We start from the raw sequence: 20,602 nt of genomic DNA, 5'->3' as shown, positions 1-20,602 counted from the left end.
CATGAAAGTACTGGTCACAGGTGGTAGCGGTTACATTGGAAGTCATACTTGCGTACAGCTGCTGCTGCAGGGACATGATGTGATTATTCTCGACAATCTCTGCAACAGTAAACGCAGCGTATTGCCGGTCATTGAACGTCTCGGCGGCAAGAAAGCCACCTTTGTCGAAGGCGATATTCGTAATGAAGCGCTGATGACGGAAATTCTGCACGATCACGCCATTGAAGCGGTGATCCATTTTGCCGGCCTGAAAGCCGTCGGCGAGTCCGTCGCCAAGCCGCTGGAATATTACGACAATAACGTCACCGGTACACTGAAATTAGTTTCCGCTATGCGCGCAGCCGGCGTTAAAAACTTTATTTTTAGCTCCTCCGCGACCGTCTACGGCGACCAGCCAAAGATCCCTTATGTTGAAAGTTTCCCGACCGGTACCCCGCAAAGCCCCTACGGTAAAAGCAAACTGATGGTTGAGCAAATCCTCGCCGACCTGCAGAAAGCCCAACCGGACTGGAGCATCGCGCTGCTGCGCTACTTCAACCCGGTCGGCGCGCATCCATCAGGCGATATGGGCGAAGATCCGCAGGGTATCCCGAACAACCTGATGCCGTATATCGCGCAGGTTGCCGTCGGCCGTCGCGAATCACTGGCGATTTTCGGTAACGACTACCCGACCGAAGACGGCACCGGCGTGCGCGACTACATCCACGTGATGGACCTCGCCGACGGCCACGTCGCCGCCATGGAAAAACTGGCGAATAAAGCCGGCGTGCATATCTACAACCTTGGCGCAGGCGTCGGCAGCAGCGTGCTGGACGTGGTCAACGCCTTCAGCAAAGCCTGCGGTAAACCGATTAATTATCACTTCGCGCCGCGCCGCGATGGCGATCTCCCAGCCTACTGGGCTGATGCCGCCAAAGCCGACCGCGAGCTGAACTGGCGCGTGACGCGCAACCTTGACGAAATGGCGCAGGACACCTGGCACTGGCAGTCCCGTCATCCGCAGGGTTATCCGGACTAATCGCCTAAAGGAAAGGCTCTAAGGAAATACCATGACGCAATTTAACCCCGTCGACCATCCGCACCGTCGTTATAACCCGTTAACCGGGCAGTGGATTCTGGTTTCACCGCATCGCGCCAAGCGCCCCTGGCAAGGGGCGCAGGAGACGCCGGCAAAACAAACGTTGCCCGCGTACGATGCGGATTGTTTCTTGTGCCCGGGTAATACCCGCGTCACCGGCGACACTAACCCGAATTACACCGGCACTTACGTGTTCACCAACGATTTTGCGGCATTGATGACCGATACGCCGGACGCCCCGGAGAGCGACGATCCGCTGATGCGCTGCCAAAGCGCGCGCGGCACCAGTCGGGTTATCTGCTTCTCGCCAGACCACAGCAAAACGCTGCCGGAACTGAGCATTGAAGCACTGGAAGGCGTGGTTAAAACGTGGCAAGAGCAGACCGCGGACCTTGGGAAAAGTTACCCCTGGGTCCAGGTCTTCGAAAATAAAGGGGCGGCGATGGGCTGCTCCAACCCGCACCCTCACGGCCAGGTTTGGGCCAACAGCTTCCTGCCTAATGAAGCGGAACGTGAAGACCGTCTGCAAAAAAAATATTTCGCTGAGCAGGGTTCACCGATGCTGGTGGATTATGTGCAACGCGAACTGGCCGACGGCAGCCGTACCGTTGTAGAAACCGAACACTGGCTGGCCGTGGTCCCCTACTGGGCGGCCTGGCCCTTTGAGACGCTGCTGCTGCCAAAAGCGCATATTCAGCGCCTGACCGATTTAACCGCAGCCCAGCGCCATGACCTGGCGCTGGCGCTGAAAAAGCTGACCAGCCGTTACGACAACCTGTTCCAGACCTCCTTCCCCTACTCCATGGGCTGGCACGGCGCGCCGTTTAATAACGAAGATAATCAACACTGGCAGCTGCACGCTCACTTTTACCCGCCGCTGTTGCGCTCCGCCACGGTGCGCAAATTTATGGTCGGTTACGAAATGCTAGCCGAAACCCAGCGCGATCTCACGGCGGAACAAGCCGCCGAAAAGTTACGTGCCGTTAGCGATATCCATTTTCGTGAATCAGGAGTTGAACAATGAGTCTGAAAGAGAACACCCAGGCGCTGTTTGCTGAACAGTTTGGCTACCCTGCCAGTCACGTCATTCAGGCGCCGGGCCGCGTCAACCTGATTGGCGAACATACCGATTACAACGATGGTTTCGTGCTGCCGTGCGCCATTGACTATCAAACCGTAGTCAGTTGCGCGCCGCGTTCCGACCGTATCGTGCGGGTCATTGCCGCCGATTATGACAACCAGCGCGACGAGTTTTCCCTCGATGCGCCCATCGTTAGCCACGACACCCAACAGTGGTCAAACTACGTCCGCGGCGTGGTCAAACATCTGCAAAAGCGCAATAGCCACTTCGGCGGCGCCGATCTGGTCATCAGCGGCAACGTACCGCAGGGCGCGGGGTTAAGCTCCTCGGCGTCGCTGGAAGTCGCCGTCGGCACCGTGTTCCAGCAGCTGTATCATCTGCCGCTCGACGGCGCGCAAATCGCCCTTAACGGCCAGGAAGCGGAAAACCAGTTCGTCGGCTGTAATTGCGGCATTATGGACCAGCTTATTTCGGCGCTGGGTAAAAAAGATCATGCGCTGCTGATCGACTGCCGTACACTTGGCACCAAAGCGGTGTCGATGCCGAAAGGCGTCGCGGTGGTGATTATCAACAGCAACTTTAAACGCACGCTGGTGGGCAGCGAATACAACACCCGCCGCGAACAGTGTGAAACCGGCGCGCGTTTCTTCCAGCAGCCCGCTCTACGTGACGTTGAGCTTGCGCAGTTTAATGCCGTGGCCCACGAGCTGGACCCGATTGTGGCGAAACGCGTGCGTCATGTATTAACCGAAAACGCTCGTACCGTTGAAGCGGCGAAGGCGCTGGCAAACGGCGACCTGCAGCGCATGGGCGAACTGATGGCGGAGTCTCACGCTTCCATGCGCGATGATTTTGAAATCACCGTACCGCAAATTGATACGCTGGTTGAGATTGTCAAAGAGGTTATCGGCGACAAGGGCGGCGTGCGGATGACCGGCGGCGGCTTTGGCGGCTGTATCGTTGCCCTGATGCCGGAAGCATTGGTTGAAAAAGTACAGCAGGCGGTAGCCGCTCAGTATGAAGCGAAAACCGGCATTAAAGAGACTTTTTACGTCTGCAAACCATCCCAGGGAGCCGGCCAATGCTAACGCCAACCCGCGAACTCGCGCCCGACGGACAGCCGTGGAACGTGATAACGCTGCGTAATAACGCCGGGATGACCGTAACGGTGATGGACTGGGGCGCGACGCTACTCTCCGCGCAAGTGCCCCTTGCCGATGGCAGCCTGCGCGAAGCGTTACTTGGCTGCGCCACGCCGCAGCAATATCGCCAGCAGGCGGCATTTCTGGGCGCGTCCGTCGGCCGCTACGCTAACCGTATCGCCAACAGCCGCTTCACGCTCGATGGCGAAATCGTGAATTTAACCCCGTCGAACGAGGCCGGCCACCAGCTCCACGGCGGGCCGGACGGCTTCGACAAGCGCCGCTGGCAAATTGTCAGCCACGACGACAGCCAGGCGCTATTTGCGCTCGACTCCGCCGATGGCGATCAGGGCTTCCCGGGCCATCTGCAGGCAACCGCGCGCTATCGCCTGACTGACGATAATCGTATCGCCATTGAGTACCGCGCCACCGTTGATAAGCCCTGCCCGGTCAATATGACTAACCATGTCTATTTTAATCTCGACGGCGTGCAGGGCGATGTGCGCCACCACCGCCTGCAGATCTTCGCCGATCGGTATCTGCCGGTAGAGAGCGACGGTATTCCGTATGGCGATTTGCGCGACGTGGAGTACACCAGTTTTGATTTCCGCGCGCCGAAGGTGCTTGCCGGAGAGTTTCTTGCCGATGCTGACCAGCAAAAAGTGAAAGGTTACGATCACGCCTTTCTGCTGCAGGCCAAAGGCGACGCCCGCCAGCCGGCGGCGCATGTCTGGTCGCAGGATGAAAAGCTACAGCTGACGGTGTATACCTCGGCCCCGGCGCTGCAGTTTTATTCCGGTAACTATCTCGGCGGCACGCCATCGCGCGGCAGTCAACCTTACGGCGACTGGCAAGGGCTGGCGCTGGAGAGCGAGTTCCTGCCGGACTCCCCCAATCATCCGCACTGGCCGCAGCCAGATTGCGTATTACGGCCCGGCGCCGAGTACGTTAGCCTGACGGAATATCAGTTGATCGCCAGATAACGCCATAGCCCTCCCTGCGGAGGGTTTTTTTTCGCCTTTTTGCTGTAATTTGCACCGTTGAAAGACAAAAAGCTAACCTGTGTTTTACAAGCATCTTACACTGCGTCACTATTTTCGCTATGGTTAGGGTTAAGCATTGCCGTGAGGTAAATCACGGCAATATAATGAGAATAGTTATCAATCAATAAACACATACACCACAGTAGTCGGGTTGCGTGTAGGAGGAGTAAGAGAATGGCTGTAACTAAGCTGGTACTAGTCCGTCACGGCGAGAGCCAATGGAACAACGAAAACCGTTTCACCGGTTGGTACGACGTTGACCTGTCTGAAAAAGGCGTTAGCGAAGCGAAAGCGGCGGGTAAACTGCTGAAGGAAGAAGGCTTCAGCTTTGATTTTGCTTATACCTCCGTGCTGAAACGTGCCATCCACACCCTGTGGAACGTGCTGGACGAACTGGATCAGGCCTGGCTGCCGGTTGAGAAATCCTGGAAACTGAACGAACGTCATTACGGCGCGCTGCAGGGCCTGAACAAAGCGGAGACCGCTGAGAAGTATGGCGACGAGCAGGTTAAACAGTGGCGTCGCGGCTTTGCCGTCACCCCGCCGGAACTGACCAAAGATGACGAACGTTATCCGGGCCACGATCCGCGTTACGCGAAGCTGACCGATGCGGAACTGCCGACCACCGAGAGCCTGGCGCTGACCATCGACCGCGTCGTACCTTACTGGAACGAAACCATTCTGCCGCGCCTGAAAAGCGGCGAGCGCGTCATTATCGCCGCTCACGGTAACTCCCTGCGTGCGCTGGTGAAATACCTCGACAACATGGGCGAAGACGAAATCCTCGAACTGAACATCCCGACCGGCGTACCGCTGGTGTATGAGTTCGATGAAAACTTCAAGCCGATCAAACACTACTACCTGGGCAATGCTGACGAAATCGCTGCGAAGGCCGCGGCCGTCGCCAACCAGGGTAAAGCGAAGTAATACGCAACTGAATTATTTCGGCAACAAAAAAGCGTGGAATTTTCCACGCTTTTTTATTTTTAGCTATCGCTGGCGCAACGCGAAGGCAACCAGCGATGGCAAAGCACAGGCTAGCCGCGGCGCGCTTTAACCGCATCCGCCAGCTGGCGCAGGATGGTCTCGGTATCTTCCCAGCCGATGCAGGCGTCGGTCACGCTCTTGCCGTAGGTCAGCGGTTCGCCGCTTTCCAGGCTCTGATTGCCTTCCACCAGGTGGCTTTCAATCATCACCCCCATAATCGCGTTTTCACCGCCGGCAATCTGCTGGCACACGTCGGCGCCGACTTCCATCTGCTTTTTAAACTGCTTGCTGGAGTTAGCGTGGCTGAAGTCGATCATGATTTGCGCCGGCAGACCGGCTTTTGCCAGACCCACTTTAACTTCGGCAACGTGCTGAGCGCTATAGTTCGGCTCTTTACCGCCGCGCAGAATGATATGGCAATCGCTGTTGCCGCTGGTGTTCACAATAGCGGAATGGCCCCACTTCGTTACCGATAAGAAACAGTGCGGCGCGCCAGCTGCGTTGATCGCATCGATAGCGACCTTGATGGTGCCATCGGTGCCATTTTTGAAGCCAACCGGGCACGAGAGGCCGGAAGAGAGTTCACGGTGCACCTGGGATTCAGTGGTACGCGCGCCGATTGCGCCCCAGCTCATCAGGTCCGCCACATATTGCGGGGTGATCATGTCGAGGAACTCGCCCGCCGCTGGCAAACCGCTGTCGTTGATTTCCAGCAGCAGCTTACGCGCGATACGCAGCCCGTCGTTGATGCGGAAGCTATTATCCATATGCGGATCGTTAATTAGCCCCTTCCAACCGACGGTGGTGCGCGGTTTTTCAAAATAGACGCGCATAACGATTTCCAGCTCGCCTTTGAGCGCTTCACGCAGCGTCAGCAGGCGGCTGGCGTACTCTTTCGCCGCGGCAGGGTCGTGAATAGAGCACGGACCAATTACCACCAGCAGACGATCGTCATTGCCTTTGAGGATGTTGTGGATCGCTTTGCGAGCATGTGCAACGGTATTGGCAGCATTTTCGGTAGCGGGGAATTTTTCCAGGAGCGCAACGGGAGGTAATAATTCGTTGATCTCTTTAATGCGTAAATCGTCGTTCTGATAATTCATCTTCTTTCCAGGCGTTGCCATACTTATACAATGAAATGCAATCCTTCCAATCTATCTCTTCGGTCAAAAAGTGTAAACGTGATTTTACACTGACGATGGAATAATCCTGGAATTAGGGAAAAATACGCCATAAAGTAGCGAAATCCCGCCAGCCAACTACAATTTTTAACTGCAACATCCAATTAAATGTTTATTTTCAGTATTATATTTTAAATCCTCACGCTAAGGCGGAGTGTTAAACCATAGCACCGCAGATCCCTGGCACATCTCTGTTGGCCGCGTTTAGCCAACAAATCGACTAAGCAGGAGTATCCGATGAATATGAATAAACTCACAGCCCTACTTCTCACCGCCACCTTAAGCTTAGCCAGCGGCGCCGCACTGGCCGCCGATAGCGGCGCGCAATCGAACAACGGCCAGGCCAATTCCGCCGCTGATGCCGGACAGGTTGCGCCCGATGCCCGTGAAAACGTGGCGCCTAATAATGTCGATAACGACAAAATTAACTCCGGCGGCACCATGCTTCATCCTGATGGTTCGACAATGAATCATGACGGGATGTCGAGCGACGAGGTCCATAAAAACAGCATGTGCAAAGATGGACGCTGTCCGGATACGGATAAAAAAATGGAAAGCGGCAATGGCATGAACAACGATGCCAGCAAAACGGATGGCACCTCGCAGTAATTGAAACGGATGAGATAAGGGATCAAGGTGGCAGTGCTCACCTTGATCCCTTTGTTCGCTGAATTTCGGTAAGATGTCATAGTGTAATAATGATAACTATTAAGGGATGACATCATGGCGCATGCACATTCACCGACCCCTGCTGGCGAAAACAGTAACGCCAACCGGCTGCTTTGGGCTTTTATCGTAACCGCCGGTTTTATGATTATTGAGGCCATCGGCGGCGTCATTTCCGGTTCGCTGGCCCTGCTGGCCGATGCCGGACATATGCTCACCGACTCCGCCGCCCTCCTGTTCGCTCTGCTGGCGGTACGCTTCGCCAGCCGGCCGCCAAATAGCCGCCACACCTTTGGCTGGCTGCGTTTAACCACTCTCGCCGCCTTCGTCAACGCCATCGCCCTGGTAGTCATTACCATTTTCATCTTCTGGGAAGCGGTACAGCGTTTTAACCATCCGCAGCCTGTCGCGGGAAAAACCATGATGGTTATCGCCGTCGCCGGACTACTGGCCAATATTCTCGCCTTCTGGATCCTGCACCGCGGCAGCGCCGAAAGTAATCTTAACGTTCGCGCGGCGGCGCTACATGTACTGGGCGATTTGTTGGGTTCCGTCGGCGCCATCGTGGCCGCTATCGTGATTCTGATGACCGGCTGGACGCCGATTGACCCGATCCTCTCGGTGCTGGTGTCGTGTTTAGTGCTGCGTAGCGCCTGGCGGCTGCTGCAGGAGAGTATGAATGAGCTGCTGGAAGGGGCGCCGCGCTCGCTGGATGTCGAAGCATTAGGCCGCGATCTACGCCGCTCGATACCTGAAGTCCGCGACGTTCACCACGTTCACGTCTGGCTGGTAGGGGAAAAACCGGTGATGACGCTACATGTACAGGTCGTGCCGCCACACGATCACGATGCGCTACTTGATAGCATCCAGCATTTTATTGAGCATAAATATGAAATTGAGCATGTGACGGTACAGATGGAGTATCGCCCCTGCAGCGGCCCGGAATGCCACCTGAATCTGGCGCATTCCGGACATGAACATCATCATCACCATTAACGTGAAAGCGCGTGAGAACCTCGCTCACGCGCGCTGTTAATCCACATCCGGCTACCGTTCAGGGCAATGAACGTGAGCAGCAAATACTCCAGCGACATCGCGTACACGCCCTGCAGAGCGAAAATCACCACGCTGATGACGTTGATGATCACCCACAGCAGCCAGTTCTCCACGTATTTACGCGTCATCAACACCATCGCGGCAATCGACAGCACCATCATGCAGGAATCCCAGAATGGGAAAGCATCCGGTTCCAGCGTCGGCATCGCCACCTGTAGCCCGAGCATTTGCATCAGGTTGACGGCGATGCGGGTCAGGAAGGCAAATACCGGGTTAATAAACACCGTCATCAGGCCGATAGCCACTACGCAGCCCGCCAGCCAGGCCAGCGCTTTTGGCAGCGGCAGCCAGCGAATTTTCAGTTCTGCTTCGTTATCGCTGGTCTGCCTTGACCACGCGTACCAGCCGTAAACGTTCGCCGCGAAGAAAAACAGCTGCAGCAGCAGGCTGGCGTACAGCTGGATCTGGAAGAAGATGATCGCAAAAAGCGTTACGTTCACCAGGCCGAAAGCGTAGTTGCTGATTTTTTCCAGGCTCGCCAGCCAGATGCACAGCAGGCCGGCGATGGTCCCCACCGCCTCAATCCACGACAGATCGTAGCCGCCGGCGCCGATCGGTATATGCACTAAAATATTCTGCGTACTGAAAAAATCCATTTTATCCCCTAAGCGTAACGCGACGCGGTAATGAGTTATCCCCGTAGTGTAGCCGCAAATTCCAGCATACGGTTAAGCGGAATTAATGCCCCGGCACGCAGTTTGGCGTCAACGTGAATTTCGTGTTCAACGCCGCCCTGCTCTAACCCTTCCGCAATCGCTTTCAGGCCGTTCATCGCCATCCACGGACAATGGGCGCAGCTGCGACAGGTTGCGCCCTCACCTGCCGTAGGCGCTTCCAGCAGCTCTTTTTCCGGTACCGCCTGCTGCATTTTATAGAAGATCCCGCGATCGGTGGCCACGATAAGCTGGCGCTGCGGCAGGCTTTTCGCCGCGGCAATTAATTGGCTGGTTGATCCTACCGCATCCGCCATGTCGACAATCGCCTGCGGTGATTCCGGATGCACCAGGATCGCCGCATCGGGGTAGAGCCCCTTCATGCGCGCCAGCGCCTGGGTTTTGAATTCATCATGGACGATGCAGGCGCCCTGCCAGCACAGCACGTCGGCCCCGGTCTGGCGCTGTACATAGCGGCCAAGGTGGCGGTCCGGCGCCCAAAGTATCTTTTGTCCGAGGCTATCGAGATGCTCAATCAACTCCACCGCGATGCTGGAAGTCACTACCCAGTCGGCGCGCGCTTTTACCGCCGCTGACGTATTGGCATAGACCACCACGGTGCGATCCGGGTGAGCATCGCAAAACGCGTTAAAGTCATCAATGGGACAGCCGAGATCCAGCGAACATTCCGCATTCAGCGTCGGCATCAGAATGGTCTTTTCCGGACTGAGGATTTTGGCCGTTTCGCCCATAAAACGCACTCCGGCAACCAGCAGCGTGGAGGCCGGGTGACGCGCGCCAAAACGCGCCATTTCCAGCGAGTCGGCAATACAACCGCCGGTCTCTTCGGCCAGTTGCTGAATTTCAGGATCGGTGTAGTAATGCGCCACCATCACGGCGTCGCGTTCACGCAGCAGGCGTTTAATTTTCTCGCGATAAAACGCTTTTTCGTCACGGTTCAACGGTTGTGGTTTTGGCGGGAAAGGATAAATCGCCGTTTCAGGATCAAACATTACGCTCATCATGCAATCTCGTTTTACTGGCTTAACTTTGAAACCGTAAATATCGCTATGTATCGCCTTAATACGGTCACTATGTTTTATATGCTAAACAAGATAGCCGATTGCAAGCGAAATGTCGTGATGAATTTTGTATTCCCCGGGGACGATGCTGCGCATCTTCCCGGGCTACCGGTTCGTGCGCTATGGAGTCAAGGTAAGCGTAGTGCGAACATGGAGTTGATTGTGGAGAATGACGCATAGCAAAAAGGCGCCTTTAGGGCGCCTTTTTACATTGGTGGGTCGTGCAGGATGACTCGGCTTCGCCTCGCCCTACGGGCCGTTGCTGACGCAACGTTATCCTTCACGTTCAACATCAAAGTTCAATGTTGAATGGTGGGTCGTGCAGGATTCGAACCTGCGACCAATTGATTAAAAGTCAACTGCTCTACCAACTGAGCTAACGACCCCTTGCGGGATTTTACTGCTGTAATCATTCAGGATGGTGCGTCGTGCAGGATGACTCGGCTTTGCCTCGCCCTTCGGGCCGTTGCTATCGCAACGTTATCCTTCACGTTCTACCAGAAACCACCGTTAAAGATTGGTGGGTCGTGCAGGATTCGAACCTGCGACCAATTGATTAAAAGTCAACTGCTCTACCAACTGAGCTAACGACCCTAAGGGTGTTACCTGAAAGATTTTGTACTCGGCACCATCATTTTAGATGGTGGGTCGTGCAGGATTCGAACCTGCGACCAATTGATTAAAAGTCAACTGCTCTACCAACTGAGCTAACGACCCGAGTGGTGGGTGATGACGGGATCGAACCGCCGACCCCCTCCTTGTAAGGGAGGTGCTCTCCCAGCTGAGCTAATCACCCGAAACTGCGCTGGATACTACCGATACTGCTTCCACCGACCCCATCATTAAGATGGTGGGTCGTGCAGGATGACTCGCTTCGCTCGCCCTACGGGCCGTTGCTGAAACAACGTTATCCTTCACGTTTAACACCGAAGTTCGATGCTAAAGATGGTGGGTCGTGCAGGATTCGAACCTGCGACCAATTGATTAAAAGTCAACTGCTCTACCAACTGAGCTAACGACCCGGTGGTGGGTGATGACGGGATCGAACCGCCGACCCCCTCCTTGTAAGGGAGGTGCTCTCCCAGCTGAGCTAATCACCCGATACTACGCTGGATACTACAATTAAAACTAATTAGTGGTGGGTCGTGCAGGATTCGAACCTGCGACCAATTGATTAAAAGTCAACTGCTCTACCAACTGAGCTAACGACCCACTCTGGCGTCGCTTTGGGCTTGTTCGATATCCCTTGGCAACGGCGGCATATATTACTGATTTCAGATTTCAGCGCAACTAAAATTTCGATAAAGATCACTTAACTGCTTGGGATTCGCGCGACAAGACCAGAAATAACGCGATTTCTGGTCATGCCATAATCAACCCAGGGCGTTAAGACGTTTTTGCGCTTGTTTCGCACCATCGGTGCCAGGGAATTTGCTGACCACCTGCTGGTAAACCGCTTTCGCTTTCGCGGTGTCGCCTTTGTCCTGCATGATGACGCCGACTTTAAACATCGCATCCGGCGCTTTCGGGGATTTCGGATAGTTTTTCACCACTGAGGCAAAATAGTATGCCGCATCGTCTTTTTTCCCCTTATTGTAGTTCAACTGTCCGAGCCAGTAGTTGGCGTTCGGTTGATAAGTTGAATCCGGGTACTTCTTGACGAAGTTCTGAAACGCCACCATCGCGTCATCCTGGCGGGACGAATCTTTAACCAGCGCAATAGCCGCGTTGTAATCGGTGTTGGCATCCCCGGTCATCGCAGGCGCCCCAGAAGAGGCCGCCGGCGCTGTACTGGCGGCAGCCGAACTCTGATCGCCAGAAGACGATGGAGCCTGCGTCTGCGCGCCTGCCGCAGCTGCTCCGCCACCGCTCGTCAGCCCGTCGATCTGTTGCAGAATCTGCTTCTGGCGTTCGACAATCTGATTGAGCTGATACTGATTTTCCTGAATCTGACCGCGCAGGGAATCAATATCGCTTTGGTTATCGGAGAGTTGTTGCTGGAGTTGGGTTAAAAGCTGGCTGTGAGCATTGGAAATACGCTCAAGTTGAGTGACGCGGTCTTCGACCGAGCCTGAGCCGACACTACTGATTGGCGCCTGAGCAAAAGCGGCCCAGGGGGCCGCTATGCCAACCAGTAACGACAGACTCAATAAATGATGTCTGAAGTTACTGCTCATGCAATTCTCTTAGTAAACCAGTACGGCGCGACGGTTTTTGGCATATGCCGCTTCGTCATGACCCAGTACTGCAGGTTTTTCTTTACCGTAAGAAACGATGGAAATCTGGTCAGCAGAAACACCTTTGCCCTGCAGATACATCTTAACGGCGTTAGCACGACGCTCACCCAGAGCGATGTTGTATTCCGGAGTACCGCGCTCATCCGCGTGACCTTCTACGGTCACTTTGTAGGACGGGTTGCTACGCAGGAAGTTAGCGTGCGCATCCAGCATTGCAGCGAAGTCAGAACGGATATCGTACTTGTCCAGATCGAAGTAAACGATGTTGTTCTGCTGCAGCTGCTGCATCTGCAGACGCGCTTGCTCTTCGGAAGACATGTTGCCGCCGTTACCGTTAGCGTCCATACCAGTGCCGGCACCCAGCATGCCTTCACCGCTCTGGTCGTTGCTGGCGTTCTTGTTGGAAGAACACGCCGCGATTGCCATAACCGGCAGAGCGATCATCAGCCCTTTCAGCACTTTGTTCAGTTGCATTTCTTTGATTCCTTTAATAATCAATTATTTATTATCACAGATACGGCGACCAGGCAGGGAATTTTACCTGTCCATCAGTTGCCGGAAGACGCGCTTTGAAACGCCCATCTGTAGAAACCAGATTCAGCACGGATCCCATCCCCTGAGAAGAGCTGTAGATTACCATAGTGCCGTTAGGTGCCAGACTTGGCGTTTCATCTAAAAACGTTGATGACAGAACCTGCACACCACCCGCTTCCAGATCTTGCTTAGCAATGTGTTGCTGACCGTTGGCCGAGCTTACCATTACCATAATTTTACCATCAGCGCTGACGTCAGCATCCTGGTTCTGCGAACCTTCCCAGGTAATACGCTGCGGCGTACCGCCGTTGATGTTGACTTTATACACCTGAGGACGGCCAGCCTGGTCGGAAGTAAATGCCAGGTTCTGGCTATCCGGGAACCAGCTCGGTTCGGTGTTATTGCTGCGACCGTTAGTCACCTGACGAATCTGGCCGGAGCCGAGGTCCATCACGTACAGGTTCAGGCTACCGGTTTTCGACAGTGCGAATGCCAGTTTGCTGCCATCCGGCGAGAAGGCCGGCGCGCCGTTGTGCTGCGGGAAGGAAGCAATCTGACGGACTGCGCCATTCGCCAGCGTCTGGACTACCAGCGCAGAACGGCCGCTTTCGAAGGTCACATAGGCCAGTTTAGAACCGTCCGGAGACCATGCCGGCGACATCAGCGGCTGCGATGAACGGTGAACCAGGAACTGGTTGTAGCCATCGTAGTCAGAAACGCGCAGCTCATACGGGAACTGGCCGCCGTTGGTGCGAACCACGTAAGCGATACGGGTACGGAAAGCGCCTTTAATCCCGGTCAGCTTTTCGAATACCGCGTCGCTGGCAGTATGTCCGGCATAACGCAGGTACTGCTTGGTCACTTTGAAAGAGCCTTGCGACAGGATGGTACCCGGCGCACCGCCGGTATCCACCAGCTGATAGGCAACCTGGTAAGAACCGTCAGGGTTCGGCGTCACCTGGCCTACGACCACGGCGTCAACGCCCAGCGCAGACCATGCCGCAGGCTGCACTTCCTGAGCGCTACCCGGCTGCTGAGGCAGGCGCGAGCGATCCAGCGGATTAAACTTGCCGCTGTTACGCAGGTCAGCCGCTACCACGCCGCCAATATCTTCAGGCGCAGCGCCCGGGCCAGCCCACTGGAATGGCACCACACCGATGGGGCGCGCCGAGTCCACCCCCTGGGTGATCTCGATGCGTACTTCTGCGTGCAGCACCGCCGCCCACAGCATCAAAAAACCAAATGCTACTCGTAATGCCTGCTTCATCATATCTCCCTTATCCGGGCGGAAAGCCCACGATAATTTAGCAGAATGTTAACAAACCCAAATACACAAAACTACCAAAACCCTGTGACTACCATAGATTGTTTTTCCCCGCTTGCACGGGGAAAAACGATTACAGTTTAAAGTCTAGTGTGGCATTTTTTATTTTCTCATAAACAGCCTGACTTGGCGGTTTAGGAATACTCGCAGTACGTGCTGCCGTTAATGCCGCCTGACACAGCGCAGGGTCGCCTCCTTCAGAGGTGATATCCTTCAATGTACCGTCAGGCCTAAGATTGATATGCAACACGCAACGCTTGCCTTGATAGAGGCTGGCATCATACAGGCGGCTTTGAATAGCCATTTGTATTTGCTTTGCGTATGCGCTGATATCAGCGCCCGTAGCCCCACCGTTGGCGCCAGAGGCGCCGCTATCTTTCGATGGCTGGCCATTGCCTTTAGCTCCACCGCCAGTTTTCGGCGCATTCTTACCTGAGCTCAGGTCACCGAGCAGATCGTCAACACCGCTTGCTTCTTTAGCTGCAGCGGCTTTCTTGGCCGCGGCGGCCTTCGCGGCTGCGGCCTTGGCCGCTTTATCAGCCGCCGCTTTTTCTGCGGCGGCTGCTTTGGCGGCAGCGGCTTTTTCGGCAGCTGCGGCTTTTTCAGCAGCGGCCTTCTCGGCTGCAGCTTTTTCCGCGGCAGCTTTCTGGGCAGCGGCTTTTTCAGCGGCGGCCTTTTCTGCCGCAGCCTGTTTCGCCGCTTCCTGCTGGGCTTTCTTCTCGGCCTGCTGCTGCGCTTTCTTCTCTGCATCCTGCTGAGCTTTTTTCGCCGCTTCCGCTTCGGCTTTCTTCTGCGCATCCGCGGCGGCTTTCGCCGCTTCGGCTTCCGCCTGTTTCTTGGCGTCAGCGGCTGCTTTGGCTGCCGCCTTAGCGGCAGCCGCTTCCGCGACTTTCGCCTGAGCATCGGCCTTAGCTTTGGCATCGGCGGCGGCTTTGGCGGCAGCTTCCTGCGCCTCTTTCGCCTGGGCATCCGCTTTCGCTTTTGCCGCGGCGGCAGCCTTGGCTGCGGCCTCTTCAGCCTGTTTCTGCTGTTCTTTCGCTTCTTTCGCCGCTTCCTGCGCCTGCAGACGTTCTTGTTCCATTTGCTTCAGGCGTTCCTGCTCGGCAGCCTGTTTTTCCCGCAGTTCCTCGGCCTGCTGCTGAGCCTGCTTTTCACGCTGCTCGGCCGCGCGACGCGCGCTGGACTGCTGCTGTTGCTGGCGGTTGTAGTTGTTGACTACCGCGCCAGGATCGACCATCACCGCATCAATGGACGAACCTCCGCCGCCGCCGGAAGTATCCAGATGCTCATCGAACGAACTCCAGATCAGTAGCGCAATCAGAATGATGTGCAGCACCACTGAAACTATGATCGCTCGTTTAAGCTTATCGTTTTGTTCGGTTGCCTTTGACACTATCGGTTCCCAAAAACTGTTCGCCTGTTGCCGCTTAAAAGCAGCAGCGGAATGCTAACGATATCCACCGCCGCTCGCTTCGCGGGCCGATTAAATAGGCTTGGTCATTAAGCCAACCGATTTAACCCCTGCGCTATGCAACAGGTTAAGCGCTTTAATAATTTCATCGTAAGGCACATCTTTCGCGCCGCCGATAAGGAACACCGTCTTCTCATTCGCTTCGAGTCGGCGCTTCGCTTCAGCAATGACCTGCTCCGGCGGCAGTTGGGACAACGTTTCCTGACCGACTTTCACGCTGTACTGCCCTACTCCGGAGACTTCAACGATAACCGGTGGTTCATCGTTGCTTTTCACCGCTTGCGACTCCGTGGCGTCCGGCAGATCGACTTCCACGCTCTGCGTAATGATCGGCGCTGTCGCCATGAAGATCAGCAACAGCACCAACAGGACATCCAGCAGCGGAACGATGTTAATCTCGGACTTCAGTTCGCGACGTCCGCGTCCACGTGCTCTGGCCATGGCTTACCCCTTATTGCTTTCGCTGCTGGTAAACGCCTGACGGTGCAGAATGGCGGTGAACTCTTCCATAAAGTTGTCGTAGTTCAGTTCAAGTTTGTTCACGCGCTGGTTCAAACGGTTGTAGGCCATAACCGCCGGGATGGCGGCGAAAAGACCGATTGCCGTGGCGATCAGCGCTTCCGCGATCCCCGGCGCAACCATCTGCAGCGTCGCCTGCTTCACCGCGCCGAGGGCGATAAAGGCGTGCATGATCCCCCAGACGGTACCGAACAGGCCAATATACGGACTGATGGAACCCACGGTGCCAAGGAACGGAATATGCGTTTCCAGCGTTTCCAGTTCGCGGTTCATCGAGATACGCATCGCGCGCGACGCCCCTTCGACAATCGCTTCCGGCGCATGGCTGTTGGCACGATGCAGACGCGCGAACTCTTTAAAGCCGCTGTAAAAAATCTGCTCGGAACCGGCGAGGCTATCGCGACGGCCCTGGCTCTCCTGGTACAGGCGAGACAGTTCAATGCCGGACCAGAACTTATCTTCAAACGCTTCGGCTTCGCGGCTGGCGGAATTGAGGATACGCGTTCTCTGAATAATAATAGCCCAGGAAGCGATAGAAAAACCAATCAAAATCAACATGATAAGTTTAACCAGAAGGCTCGCCTTCAGGAACAAATCAAGGATATTCATGTCAGTCACTGCTTAAACTCCGCGACAATAGACTTGGGAAGCGCACGAGGCTTCATTAAGAGTGGATCAACGCACACAATGAGAACTTCAGCTTCGTTCAAAACTGTATTCTCGGCGTTGACGATTCGCTGCGTGAAAACCAAAGAGGTGCCTCGCATCGAGGTAATTTCCGTCTGGATTTCGAGCATGTCGTCGAGTCTGGCGGGCGCAAAATACTCCAGCGTCATTTTGCGAACGACAAAGGCAACTCGTTCAGCCAACAGAATCTGCTGACTGAAGTGATGGTGGCGCAGCATCTCTGTGCGTGCTCTTTCATAAAAAGCGACGTAACTGGCGTGGTAAACCACACCACCGGCATCGGTATCTTCGTAGTAGACCCGGACCGGCCATCGAAACAGCGTTGTATTCACTTTACATCCCGGTAATGCAAAAAAAGAGTAGTGCTTTCAAACTTCGCTACTATACGCGCGGGAATCGTGGTTTGGAATGGGAGAAAGTAAACGGCGAGTAAATTTTTATGGGCTTATGCAAGCCCATGCGGTTAACAGACTTCTCTTATACTCTTATCTTTCAAAAGAAGAAAAAGATCAGGCCTGCGAAGAGAACGATATCAGCGATAAGCGGACAAAAAATCCCCTGCCAGTGCACGGCCTTCGGACGAAAGCCCACACCGTGAATGACGCCGGCGCACACCGCCCACATCAGCAAGAAACCATGCCAGATTTCAAGCTCGCTGGTCTTCGCCGCAAAGCGCGACGGATCCCAGAAGATGCAGCCTGCCAGCAGCAGCGCCATTAATAAGGAAAGCGCCCTTAACGGGCGCTTGTCCATTATCGCGTAAAGGGTCGCGATAATTTTCATCAATGCTCTTCTTTACCTGCTTTGGTAGCTTCCACGTGCTCAAGCGCCAGCGCGGTAATCACCCCAAAGGCACAGGCAAGCAGCGTTCCCAAAATCCATGCGAAGTACCACATATATAGCTCCTTACCTTAGTACAGCGAGTGGGTGTTCTTTTCGATGTCTTCGCGGGTAATGCGGCCAAACATCTTCCAGTAACACCAGGTGGTGTAGCCGAGGATAATCGGCACAAACACGATAGCCACGTAGGTCATCACATTCAGCGTCAGCTGGCTGGAGGTTGCATCCCACATCGTCAGGCTCGCATTCAGCATCGTGCTGGACGGCATGATGAACGGGAACATCGCGATACCCGCGGTCAGGATGATGCAGGCCAGCGTCAGCGAGGAGAACAGGAACGCCATGGCGCCTTTATCTGCTTTTGTTGACGCGACGGTCAGCAGCGGCAGCACCACGCCCAGGGCAGGAATGGCCCACAGCGCTGGCATGTTGTTAAAGTTCACCATCCACGCGCCGGCTTCACGCGCCACTTCTTTGGTCAGCGGGTTAGACGGGCCGGTATGATCCAGCACCGATTTCACCACGTAGCCGTCGATGCCGTAGTAGACCCAAACGCCCGCCAGCGCGAAGCAGACCAGCGTCACCAGCGCCGCCACCGTGGAGACGGTGCGGGTGCGCAGGTGCAGTTCGCCTACGGTACGCATCTGCAGGTAGGTCGCGCCCTGCGTCAGGATCATCGCCACGCTGACGATACCGGCCAGCAGACCAAACGGGTTCAGCAGCTGGAAGAAGTTGCCGGTGTAGTACAGACGCAGATACTCATCGATATGGAACGGTACACCCTGCAGCAGGTTGCCGAAAGCCACGCCGATTACCAGCGGCGGCACAAAGCTCCCCACGAAGATGCCCCAGTCCCACATGTTACGCCAGCGGGTATCTTCAATCTTAGAACGGTAGTCAAAGCCCACCGGACGGAAGAATAAAGATGCCAGCACCAGAATCATCGCCACATAGAAGCCGGAGAACGCGGCGGCGTACACCATCGGCCAGGCAGCAAACAGCGCGCCGCCGGCGGTGATGAGCCACACCTGGTTTCCGTCCCAGTGCGGGGCGATGGAGTTGATCATGATTCGACGCTCGGTGTCATTACGACCGAGGAAACGGGTGAGCATGCCCACCCCCATGTCGAAACCGTCGGCGACGGCGAAGCCAATCAGCAGAACGCCGATCAGTAGCCACCAGATTAAACGCAATACTTCATAATCGATCATTTGACGACTCCTGTCTTAGCGTGCCGACTGAATAGCCGCGGAGGACTGTTCAAAGTGATAGCGACCCGTTTTCAGGCTGCTCGGTCCTTTGCGGGCAAACTTGAACATGAGGAACAGTTCAGCCACCAGGAACAGCGTATACAGACCGCAGATCAGCAACATCGAGAAGATCAGATCGCCTGCGGTCAGCGACGAGTTCGCCACCGCGGTTGGCAGCACTTCACCAATCGCCCACGGCTGACGGCCATACTCGGCAACAAACCAGCCCGCTTCAACGGCAATCCACGGCAGCGGCAGGCCGAAGAACGCGGCGCGCAGCAGCCATTTTTTCTCGCCAATACGGTTGCGAATCACGGTCCAGAAAGAGGCGCCGATAATCAACAGCATCAGTACGCCGCACGCCACCATGATACGGAAGGCGAAGTACAACGGCGCTACGCTCGGAATAGAGTCTTTGGTCGCTTTGGCGATCTGCTCTTCCGTGGCGTCAGCGACGTTCGGGGTATAGCGCTTGAGCAGCAGACCATAACCGAGGTCTTTCTTAACGTTATTGAACCGATCGCGAACCGCCTGGTCAGTCGAACCGGCGCGCAGCTGTTCCAGCAGCGCATAGGCTTTCATCCCGTTACGAATACGCTCTTCATGCTGCGCCATCAGATCTTTCAGGCCGATAACCGGCTTATCCACCGAGCGGGTAGCGATGATACCCAGCGCGTATGGGATCTGGATGGAGAAGTGGTTGGTTTGCGCTTCCTGGTCGGGAATACCAAATAGGGTAAAGGCAGCCGGAGCCGGCTGAGTTTCCCATTCCGCTTCAATCGCCGCCAGTTTGGTTTTCTGCACGTCACCCATTTCGTAACCGGACTCATCGCCGAGGACGATAACGGAGAGGATAGCGGCCATACCAAAGCTTGCAGCAATCGCGAAGGAGCGTTTAGCAAAGGCGAAATCACGGCCTTTAAGCATGTACCAGGAGCTGATGGCAAGGATGAACATCGCGCCAGTCACATAGCCGGAAGCCACGGTGTGGACGAATTTAACCTGAGCAACCGGGTTCAGGACCAGCTCGGAGAAGCTGACCATCTCCATACGCATGGTTTCAAAGTTGAAATCCGATGCGATCGGGTTCTGCATCCAGCCGTTGGCCACCAGGATCCACAGCGCGGAGAGGTTAGACCCCAGAGCGACCAGCCAGGTCACCGCCATGTGCTGAACTTTGCCCAGACGATCCCAACCGAAGAAGAACAGACCTACAAAGGTAGATTCGAGGAAGAAGGCCATCAGACCTTCAATGGCCAGCGGCGCACCGAAGATATCGCCCACATAGTGAGAATAGTAAGACCAGTTAGTCCCGAACTGGAACTCCATGGTCAAACCGGTTGCGACACCCAGAGCGAAGTTGATACCAAACAACTTGCCCCAGAACTTGGTCATATCTTTATAAATCTGTTTGCCGGAAAGGACGTAGACCGTTTCCATGATGGCCAGCAGGAACGCCATACCGAGCGTTAGCGGCACAAAAAGGAAGTGGTACATCGCGGTCAAGGCAAACTGTAAGCGCGACAGTTCGACTATATCTAACATCATGACTCCTTGCTCATCGCATGAAGACTCCGAGAACGAACCCAATAATTCAGGTTCATACGCATGCCCCAATACAAAATTATTTGCTCCCTGGTACGTTACTGCTCATCTGGCGATGAAACAGCGCCCTCGCAAAGGTTACAAATACGTTAACGAAAAAACCAAA

General features: G+C 55.2%; 21 protein-coding genes and 7 tRNA genes. 7 read left to right on the top strand and 21 right to left on the bottom strand.

Translation table 11 applies throughout. The features are described 5' to 3' along the window. Position 1 precedes the first annotated feature (1 nt). The 5 genes from galE (at position 2) to gpmA (ending at position 5,271) form a co-directional block, all read left to right on the top strand. Positions 2 to 1,018, top strand: coding sequence for a UDP-glucose 4-epimerase GalE (galE, locus tag AC22LX_RS15825; protein WP_045364697.1), 1,017 nt, complete (start codon positions 2 to 4; stop codon positions 1,016 to 1,018). A gap of 31 nt (positions 1,019 to 1,049) precedes the next feature. Beyond that, positions 1,050 to 2,102: a galactose-1-phosphate uridylyltransferase gene (gene galT / locus AC22LX_RS15820; protein WP_045395084.1), complete on the top strand. Its 1,053-nt coding sequence runs from the start codon at positions 1,050 to 1,052 to the stop codon at positions 2,100 to 2,102. After that, the gene (gene galK, locus AC22LX_RS15815; protein WP_045395085.1) at positions 2,099 to 3,247 is read left to right on the top strand and encodes a galactokinase; all 1,149 of its coding nucleotides are present in this window, start codon (positions 2,099 to 2,101) and stop codon (positions 3,245 to 3,247) included. Before galT ends, galK begins: the two co-directional genes overlap by 4 nt. After that, positions 3,241 to 4,284: a galactose-1-epimerase gene (gene galM / locus AC22LX_RS15810; RefSeq protein WP_045395086.1), complete on the top strand. Its 1,044-nt coding sequence runs from the start codon at positions 3,241 to 3,243 to the stop codon at positions 4,282 to 4,284. Before galK ends, galM begins: the two co-directional genes overlap by 7 nt. 234 nt (positions 4,285 to 4,518) lie before the next feature. Next, positions 4,519 to 5,271 carry a 2,3-diphosphoglycerate-dependent phosphoglycerate mutase gene (gpmA, locus tag AC22LX_RS15805; protein WP_015367652.1) on the top strand — a complete coding sequence of 251 codons (753 nt, stop codon included), beginning with the start codon at positions 4,519 to 4,521 and terminating at the stop codon, positions 5,269 to 5,271. 110 nt (positions 5,272 to 5,381) lie between these two features. On the opposite strand, the gene aroG is transcribed toward gpmA, so the two are convergent. Then, complete coding sequence (gene aroG, locus AC22LX_RS15800; protein ID WP_015367653.1) at positions 5,382 to 6,434, bottom strand: 3-deoxy-7-phosphoheptulonate synthase AroG; 1,053 nt, start codon at positions 6,432 to 6,434, stop codon at positions 5,382 to 5,384. A gap of 315 nt (positions 6,435 to 6,749) precedes the next feature. On the opposite strand from aroG, the gene AC22LX_RS15795 reads away from it, so the two are divergent. Continuing rightward, positions 6,750 to 7,121, top strand: a complete 372-nt coding sequence (locus AC22LX_RS15795) for a YbgS-like family protein (RefSeq protein ID WP_015367654.1) — start codon at positions 6,750 to 6,752, stop codon at positions 7,119 to 7,121. Positions 7,122 to 7,235: 114 nt separating this feature from the next. Continuing rightward, a complete protein-coding gene (gene zitB, locus AC22LX_RS15790; protein ID WP_015367655.1) occupies positions 7,236 to 8,174 on the top strand; it encodes a CDF family zinc transporter ZitB in 939 nt (312 codons plus the stop codon). Here the strand turns inward: zitB and pnuC are convergent. The 20 genes from pnuC to cydA all read right to left on the bottom strand — a co-directional run bounded on the left by pnuC (position 8,171) and on the right by cydA (position 20,436). Then, entirely contained in the window at positions 8,171 to 8,890 is a 720-nt protein-coding gene (gene pnuC, locus AC22LX_RS15785; RefSeq protein WP_015367656.1) for a nicotinamide riboside transporter PnuC, read from the bottom strand. The genes zitB and pnuC overlap by 4 nt on opposite strands. Positions 8,891 to 8,925: 35 nt before the next feature. Continuing rightward, positions 8,926 to 9,969 carry a quinolinate synthase NadA gene (gene nadA, locus AC22LX_RS15780; RefSeq protein ID WP_047065013.1) on the bottom strand — a complete coding sequence of 348 codons (1,044 nt, stop codon included), beginning with the start codon at positions 9,967 to 9,969 and terminating at the stop codon, positions 8,926 to 8,928. Between the two features lie 370 nt (positions 9,970 to 10,339). Then, positions 10,340 to 10,415 (bottom strand) — tRNA-Lys (locus AC22LX_RS15775). Positions 10,416 to 10,547: 132 nt separating this feature from the next. Next, positions 10,548 to 10,623, bottom strand: a tRNA-Lys gene (locus tag AC22LX_RS15770). A gap of 47 nt (positions 10,624 to 10,670) precedes the next feature. Then, positions 10,671 to 10,746, bottom strand: a tRNA-Lys gene (locus AC22LX_RS15765). 3 nt (positions 10,747 to 10,749) lie between these two features. After that, positions 10,750 to 10,825: transfer RNA gene (locus AC22LX_RS15760), tRNA-Val, on the bottom strand. Between the two features lie 150 nt (positions 10,826 to 10,975). Then, a tRNA-Lys gene (locus tag AC22LX_RS15755) sits at positions 10,976 to 11,051 on the bottom strand. Between the two features lie 2 nt (positions 11,052 to 11,053). Then, positions 11,054 to 11,129, bottom strand: a tRNA-Val gene (locus AC22LX_RS15750). Between the two features lie 36 nt (positions 11,130 to 11,165). Next, positions 11,166 to 11,241, bottom strand: a tRNA-Lys gene (locus AC22LX_RS15745). Positions 11,242 to 11,402: 161 nt separating this feature from the next. Continuing rightward, positions 11,403 to 12,206, bottom strand: a complete 804-nt coding sequence (cpoB, locus tag AC22LX_RS15740) for a cell division protein CpoB (RefSeq protein ID WP_045398365.1) — start codon at positions 12,204 to 12,206, stop codon at positions 11,403 to 11,405. Positions 12,207 to 12,215: 9 nt separating this feature from the next. Beyond that, positions 12,216 to 12,740: a peptidoglycan-associated lipoprotein Pal gene (pal, locus tag AC22LX_RS15735; RefSeq protein WP_002895068.1), complete on the bottom strand. Its 525-nt coding sequence runs from the start codon at positions 12,738 to 12,740 to the stop codon at positions 12,216 to 12,218. 34 nt (positions 12,741 to 12,774) lie between these two features. Further along, on the bottom strand, positions 12,775 to 14,067 hold the full coding sequence (tolB, locus tag AC22LX_RS15730; RefSeq protein WP_015367659.1) for a Tol-Pal system beta propeller repeat protein TolB: 1,293 nt from the start codon (positions 14,065 to 14,067) through the stop codon (positions 12,775 to 12,777). Between the two features lie 130 nt (positions 14,068 to 14,197). Next, positions 14,198 to 15,517, bottom strand: coding sequence for a cell envelope integrity protein TolA (gene tolA, locus AC22LX_RS15725; RefSeq protein WP_047049207.1), 1,320 nt, complete (start codon positions 15,515 to 15,517; stop codon positions 14,198 to 14,200). A gap of 90 nt (positions 15,518 to 15,607) precedes the next feature. Further along, positions 15,608 to 16,036: a colicin uptake protein TolR gene (tolR, locus tag AC22LX_RS15720; protein WP_015367661.1), complete on the bottom strand. Its 429-nt coding sequence runs from the start codon at positions 16,034 to 16,036 to the stop codon at positions 15,608 to 15,610. 3 nt (positions 16,037 to 16,039) lie between these two features. Then, positions 16,040 to 16,732: a Tol-Pal system protein TolQ gene (tolQ, locus tag AC22LX_RS15715; protein WP_015704769.1), complete on the bottom strand. Its 693-nt coding sequence runs from the start codon at positions 16,730 to 16,732 to the stop codon at positions 16,040 to 16,042. Continuing rightward, the gene (ybgC, locus tag AC22LX_RS15710) at positions 16,729 to 17,133 is read right to left on the bottom strand and encodes a tol-pal system-associated acyl-CoA thioesterase (RefSeq protein ID WP_487334081.1); all 405 of its coding nucleotides are present in this window, start codon (positions 17,131 to 17,133) and stop codon (positions 16,729 to 16,731) included. The genes tolQ and ybgC overlap by 4 nt, the downstream gene beginning before the upstream one ends. A gap of 160 nt (positions 17,134 to 17,293) precedes the next feature. Further along, a complete protein-coding gene (gene ybgE / locus AC22LX_RS15705) occupies positions 17,294 to 17,584 on the bottom strand; it encodes a cyd operon protein YbgE (RefSeq protein ID WP_045393047.1) in 291 nt (96 codons plus the stop codon). Further along, positions 17,584 to 17,697 (bottom strand): cytochrome bd-I oxidase subunit CydX, encoded by a 114-nt coding sequence (gene cydX, locus AC22LX_RS15700; protein ID WP_004100325.1) that lies wholly within the window; start codon positions 17,695 to 17,697, stop codon positions 17,584 to 17,586. The genes ybgE and cydX overlap by 1 nt, the downstream gene beginning before the upstream one ends. A gap of 15 nt (positions 17,698 to 17,712) precedes the next feature. Continuing rightward, a complete protein-coding gene (cydB, locus tag AC22LX_RS15695) occupies positions 17,713 to 18,852 on the bottom strand; it encodes a cytochrome d ubiquinol oxidase subunit II (protein WP_047049210.1) in 1,140 nt (379 codons plus the stop codon). Between the two features lie 15 nt (positions 18,853 to 18,867). After that, on the bottom strand, positions 18,868 to 20,436 hold the full coding sequence (gene cydA / locus AC22LX_RS15690; RefSeq protein ID WP_213293153.1) for a cytochrome ubiquinol oxidase subunit I: 1,569 nt from the start codon (positions 20,434 to 20,436) through the stop codon (positions 18,868 to 18,870). Positions 20,437 to 20,602 lie beyond the last annotated feature (166 nt).

The sequence above is a fragment of the Klebsiella sp. PK01 genome, assembly GCF_057624675.1.
Note: the sequence above shows the minus strand (reverse complement) of the source record. Positions and strands in the feature narration are given on the sequence as shown.

What these genes read in the sequence shown, in the direction of transcription:
- galE (WP_045364697.1), top strand. Translation starts at nt 2, where the DNA reads ATGAAAGTACTGGTCACAGGTGGTAGCGGTTACATTGGAAGTCATACT.
- galT (WP_045395084.1), top strand. Translation starts at nt 1,050, where the DNA reads ATGACGCAATTTAACCCCGTCGACCATCCGCACCGTCGTTATAACCCG.
- galK (WP_045395085.1), top strand. Translation starts at nt 2,099, where the DNA reads ATGAGTCTGAAAGAGAACACCCAGGCGCTGTTTGCTGAACAGTTTGGC.
- galM (WP_045395086.1), top strand. Translation starts at nt 3,241, where the DNA reads ATGCTAACGCCAACCCGCGAACTCGCGCCCGACGGACAGCCGTGGAAC.
- gpmA (WP_015367652.1), top strand. Translation starts at nt 4,519, where the DNA reads ATGGCTGTAACTAAGCTGGTACTAGTCCGTCACGGCGAGAGCCAATGG.
- aroG (WP_015367653.1), bottom strand. Translation starts at nt 6,434, where the DNA reads ATGAATTATCAGAACGACGATTTACGCATTAAAGAGATCAACGAATTA.
- AC22LX_RS15795 (WP_015367654.1), top strand. Translation starts at nt 6,750, where the DNA reads ATGAATATGAATAAACTCACAGCCCTACTTCTCACCGCCACCTTAAGC.
- zitB (WP_015367655.1), top strand. Translation starts at nt 7,236, where the DNA reads ATGGCGCATGCACATTCACCGACCCCTGCTGGCGAAAACAGTAACGCC.
- pnuC (WP_015367656.1), bottom strand. Translation starts at nt 8,890, where the DNA reads ATGGATTTTTTCAGTACGCAGAATATTTTAGTGCATATACCGATCGGC.
- nadA (WP_047065013.1), bottom strand. Translation starts at nt 9,969, where the DNA reads ATGAGCGTAATGTTTGATCCTGAAACGGCGATTTATCCTTTCCCGCCA.
- cpoB (WP_045398365.1), bottom strand. Translation starts at nt 12,206, where the DNA reads ATGAGCAGTAACTTCAGACATCATTTATTGAGTCTGTCGTTACTGGTT.
- pal (WP_002895068.1), bottom strand. Translation starts at nt 12,740, where the DNA reads ATGCAACTGAACAAAGTGCTGAAAGGGCTGATGATCGCTCTGCCGGTT.
- tolB (WP_015367659.1), bottom strand. Translation starts at nt 14,067, where the DNA reads ATGAAGCAGGCATTACGAGTAGCATTTGGTTTTTTGATGCTGTGGGCG.
- tolR (WP_015367661.1), bottom strand. Translation starts at nt 16,036, where the DNA reads ATGGCCAGAGCACGTGGACGCGGACGTCGCGAACTGAAGTCCGAGATT.
- ybgE (WP_045393047.1), bottom strand. Translation starts at nt 17,584, where the DNA reads ATGAAAATTATCGCGACCCTTTACGCGATAATGGACAAGCGCCCGTTA.
- cydX (WP_004100325.1), bottom strand. Translation starts at nt 17,697, where the DNA reads ATGTGGTACTTCGCATGGATTTTGGGAACGCTGCTTGCCTGTGCCTTT.
- cydB (WP_047049210.1), bottom strand. Translation starts at nt 18,852, where the DNA reads ATGATCGATTATGAAGTATTGCGTTTAATCTGGTGGCTACTGATCGGC.
- cydA (WP_213293153.1), bottom strand. Translation starts at nt 20,436, where the DNA reads ATGTTAGATATAGTCGAACTGTCGCGCTTACAGTTTGCCTTGACCGCG.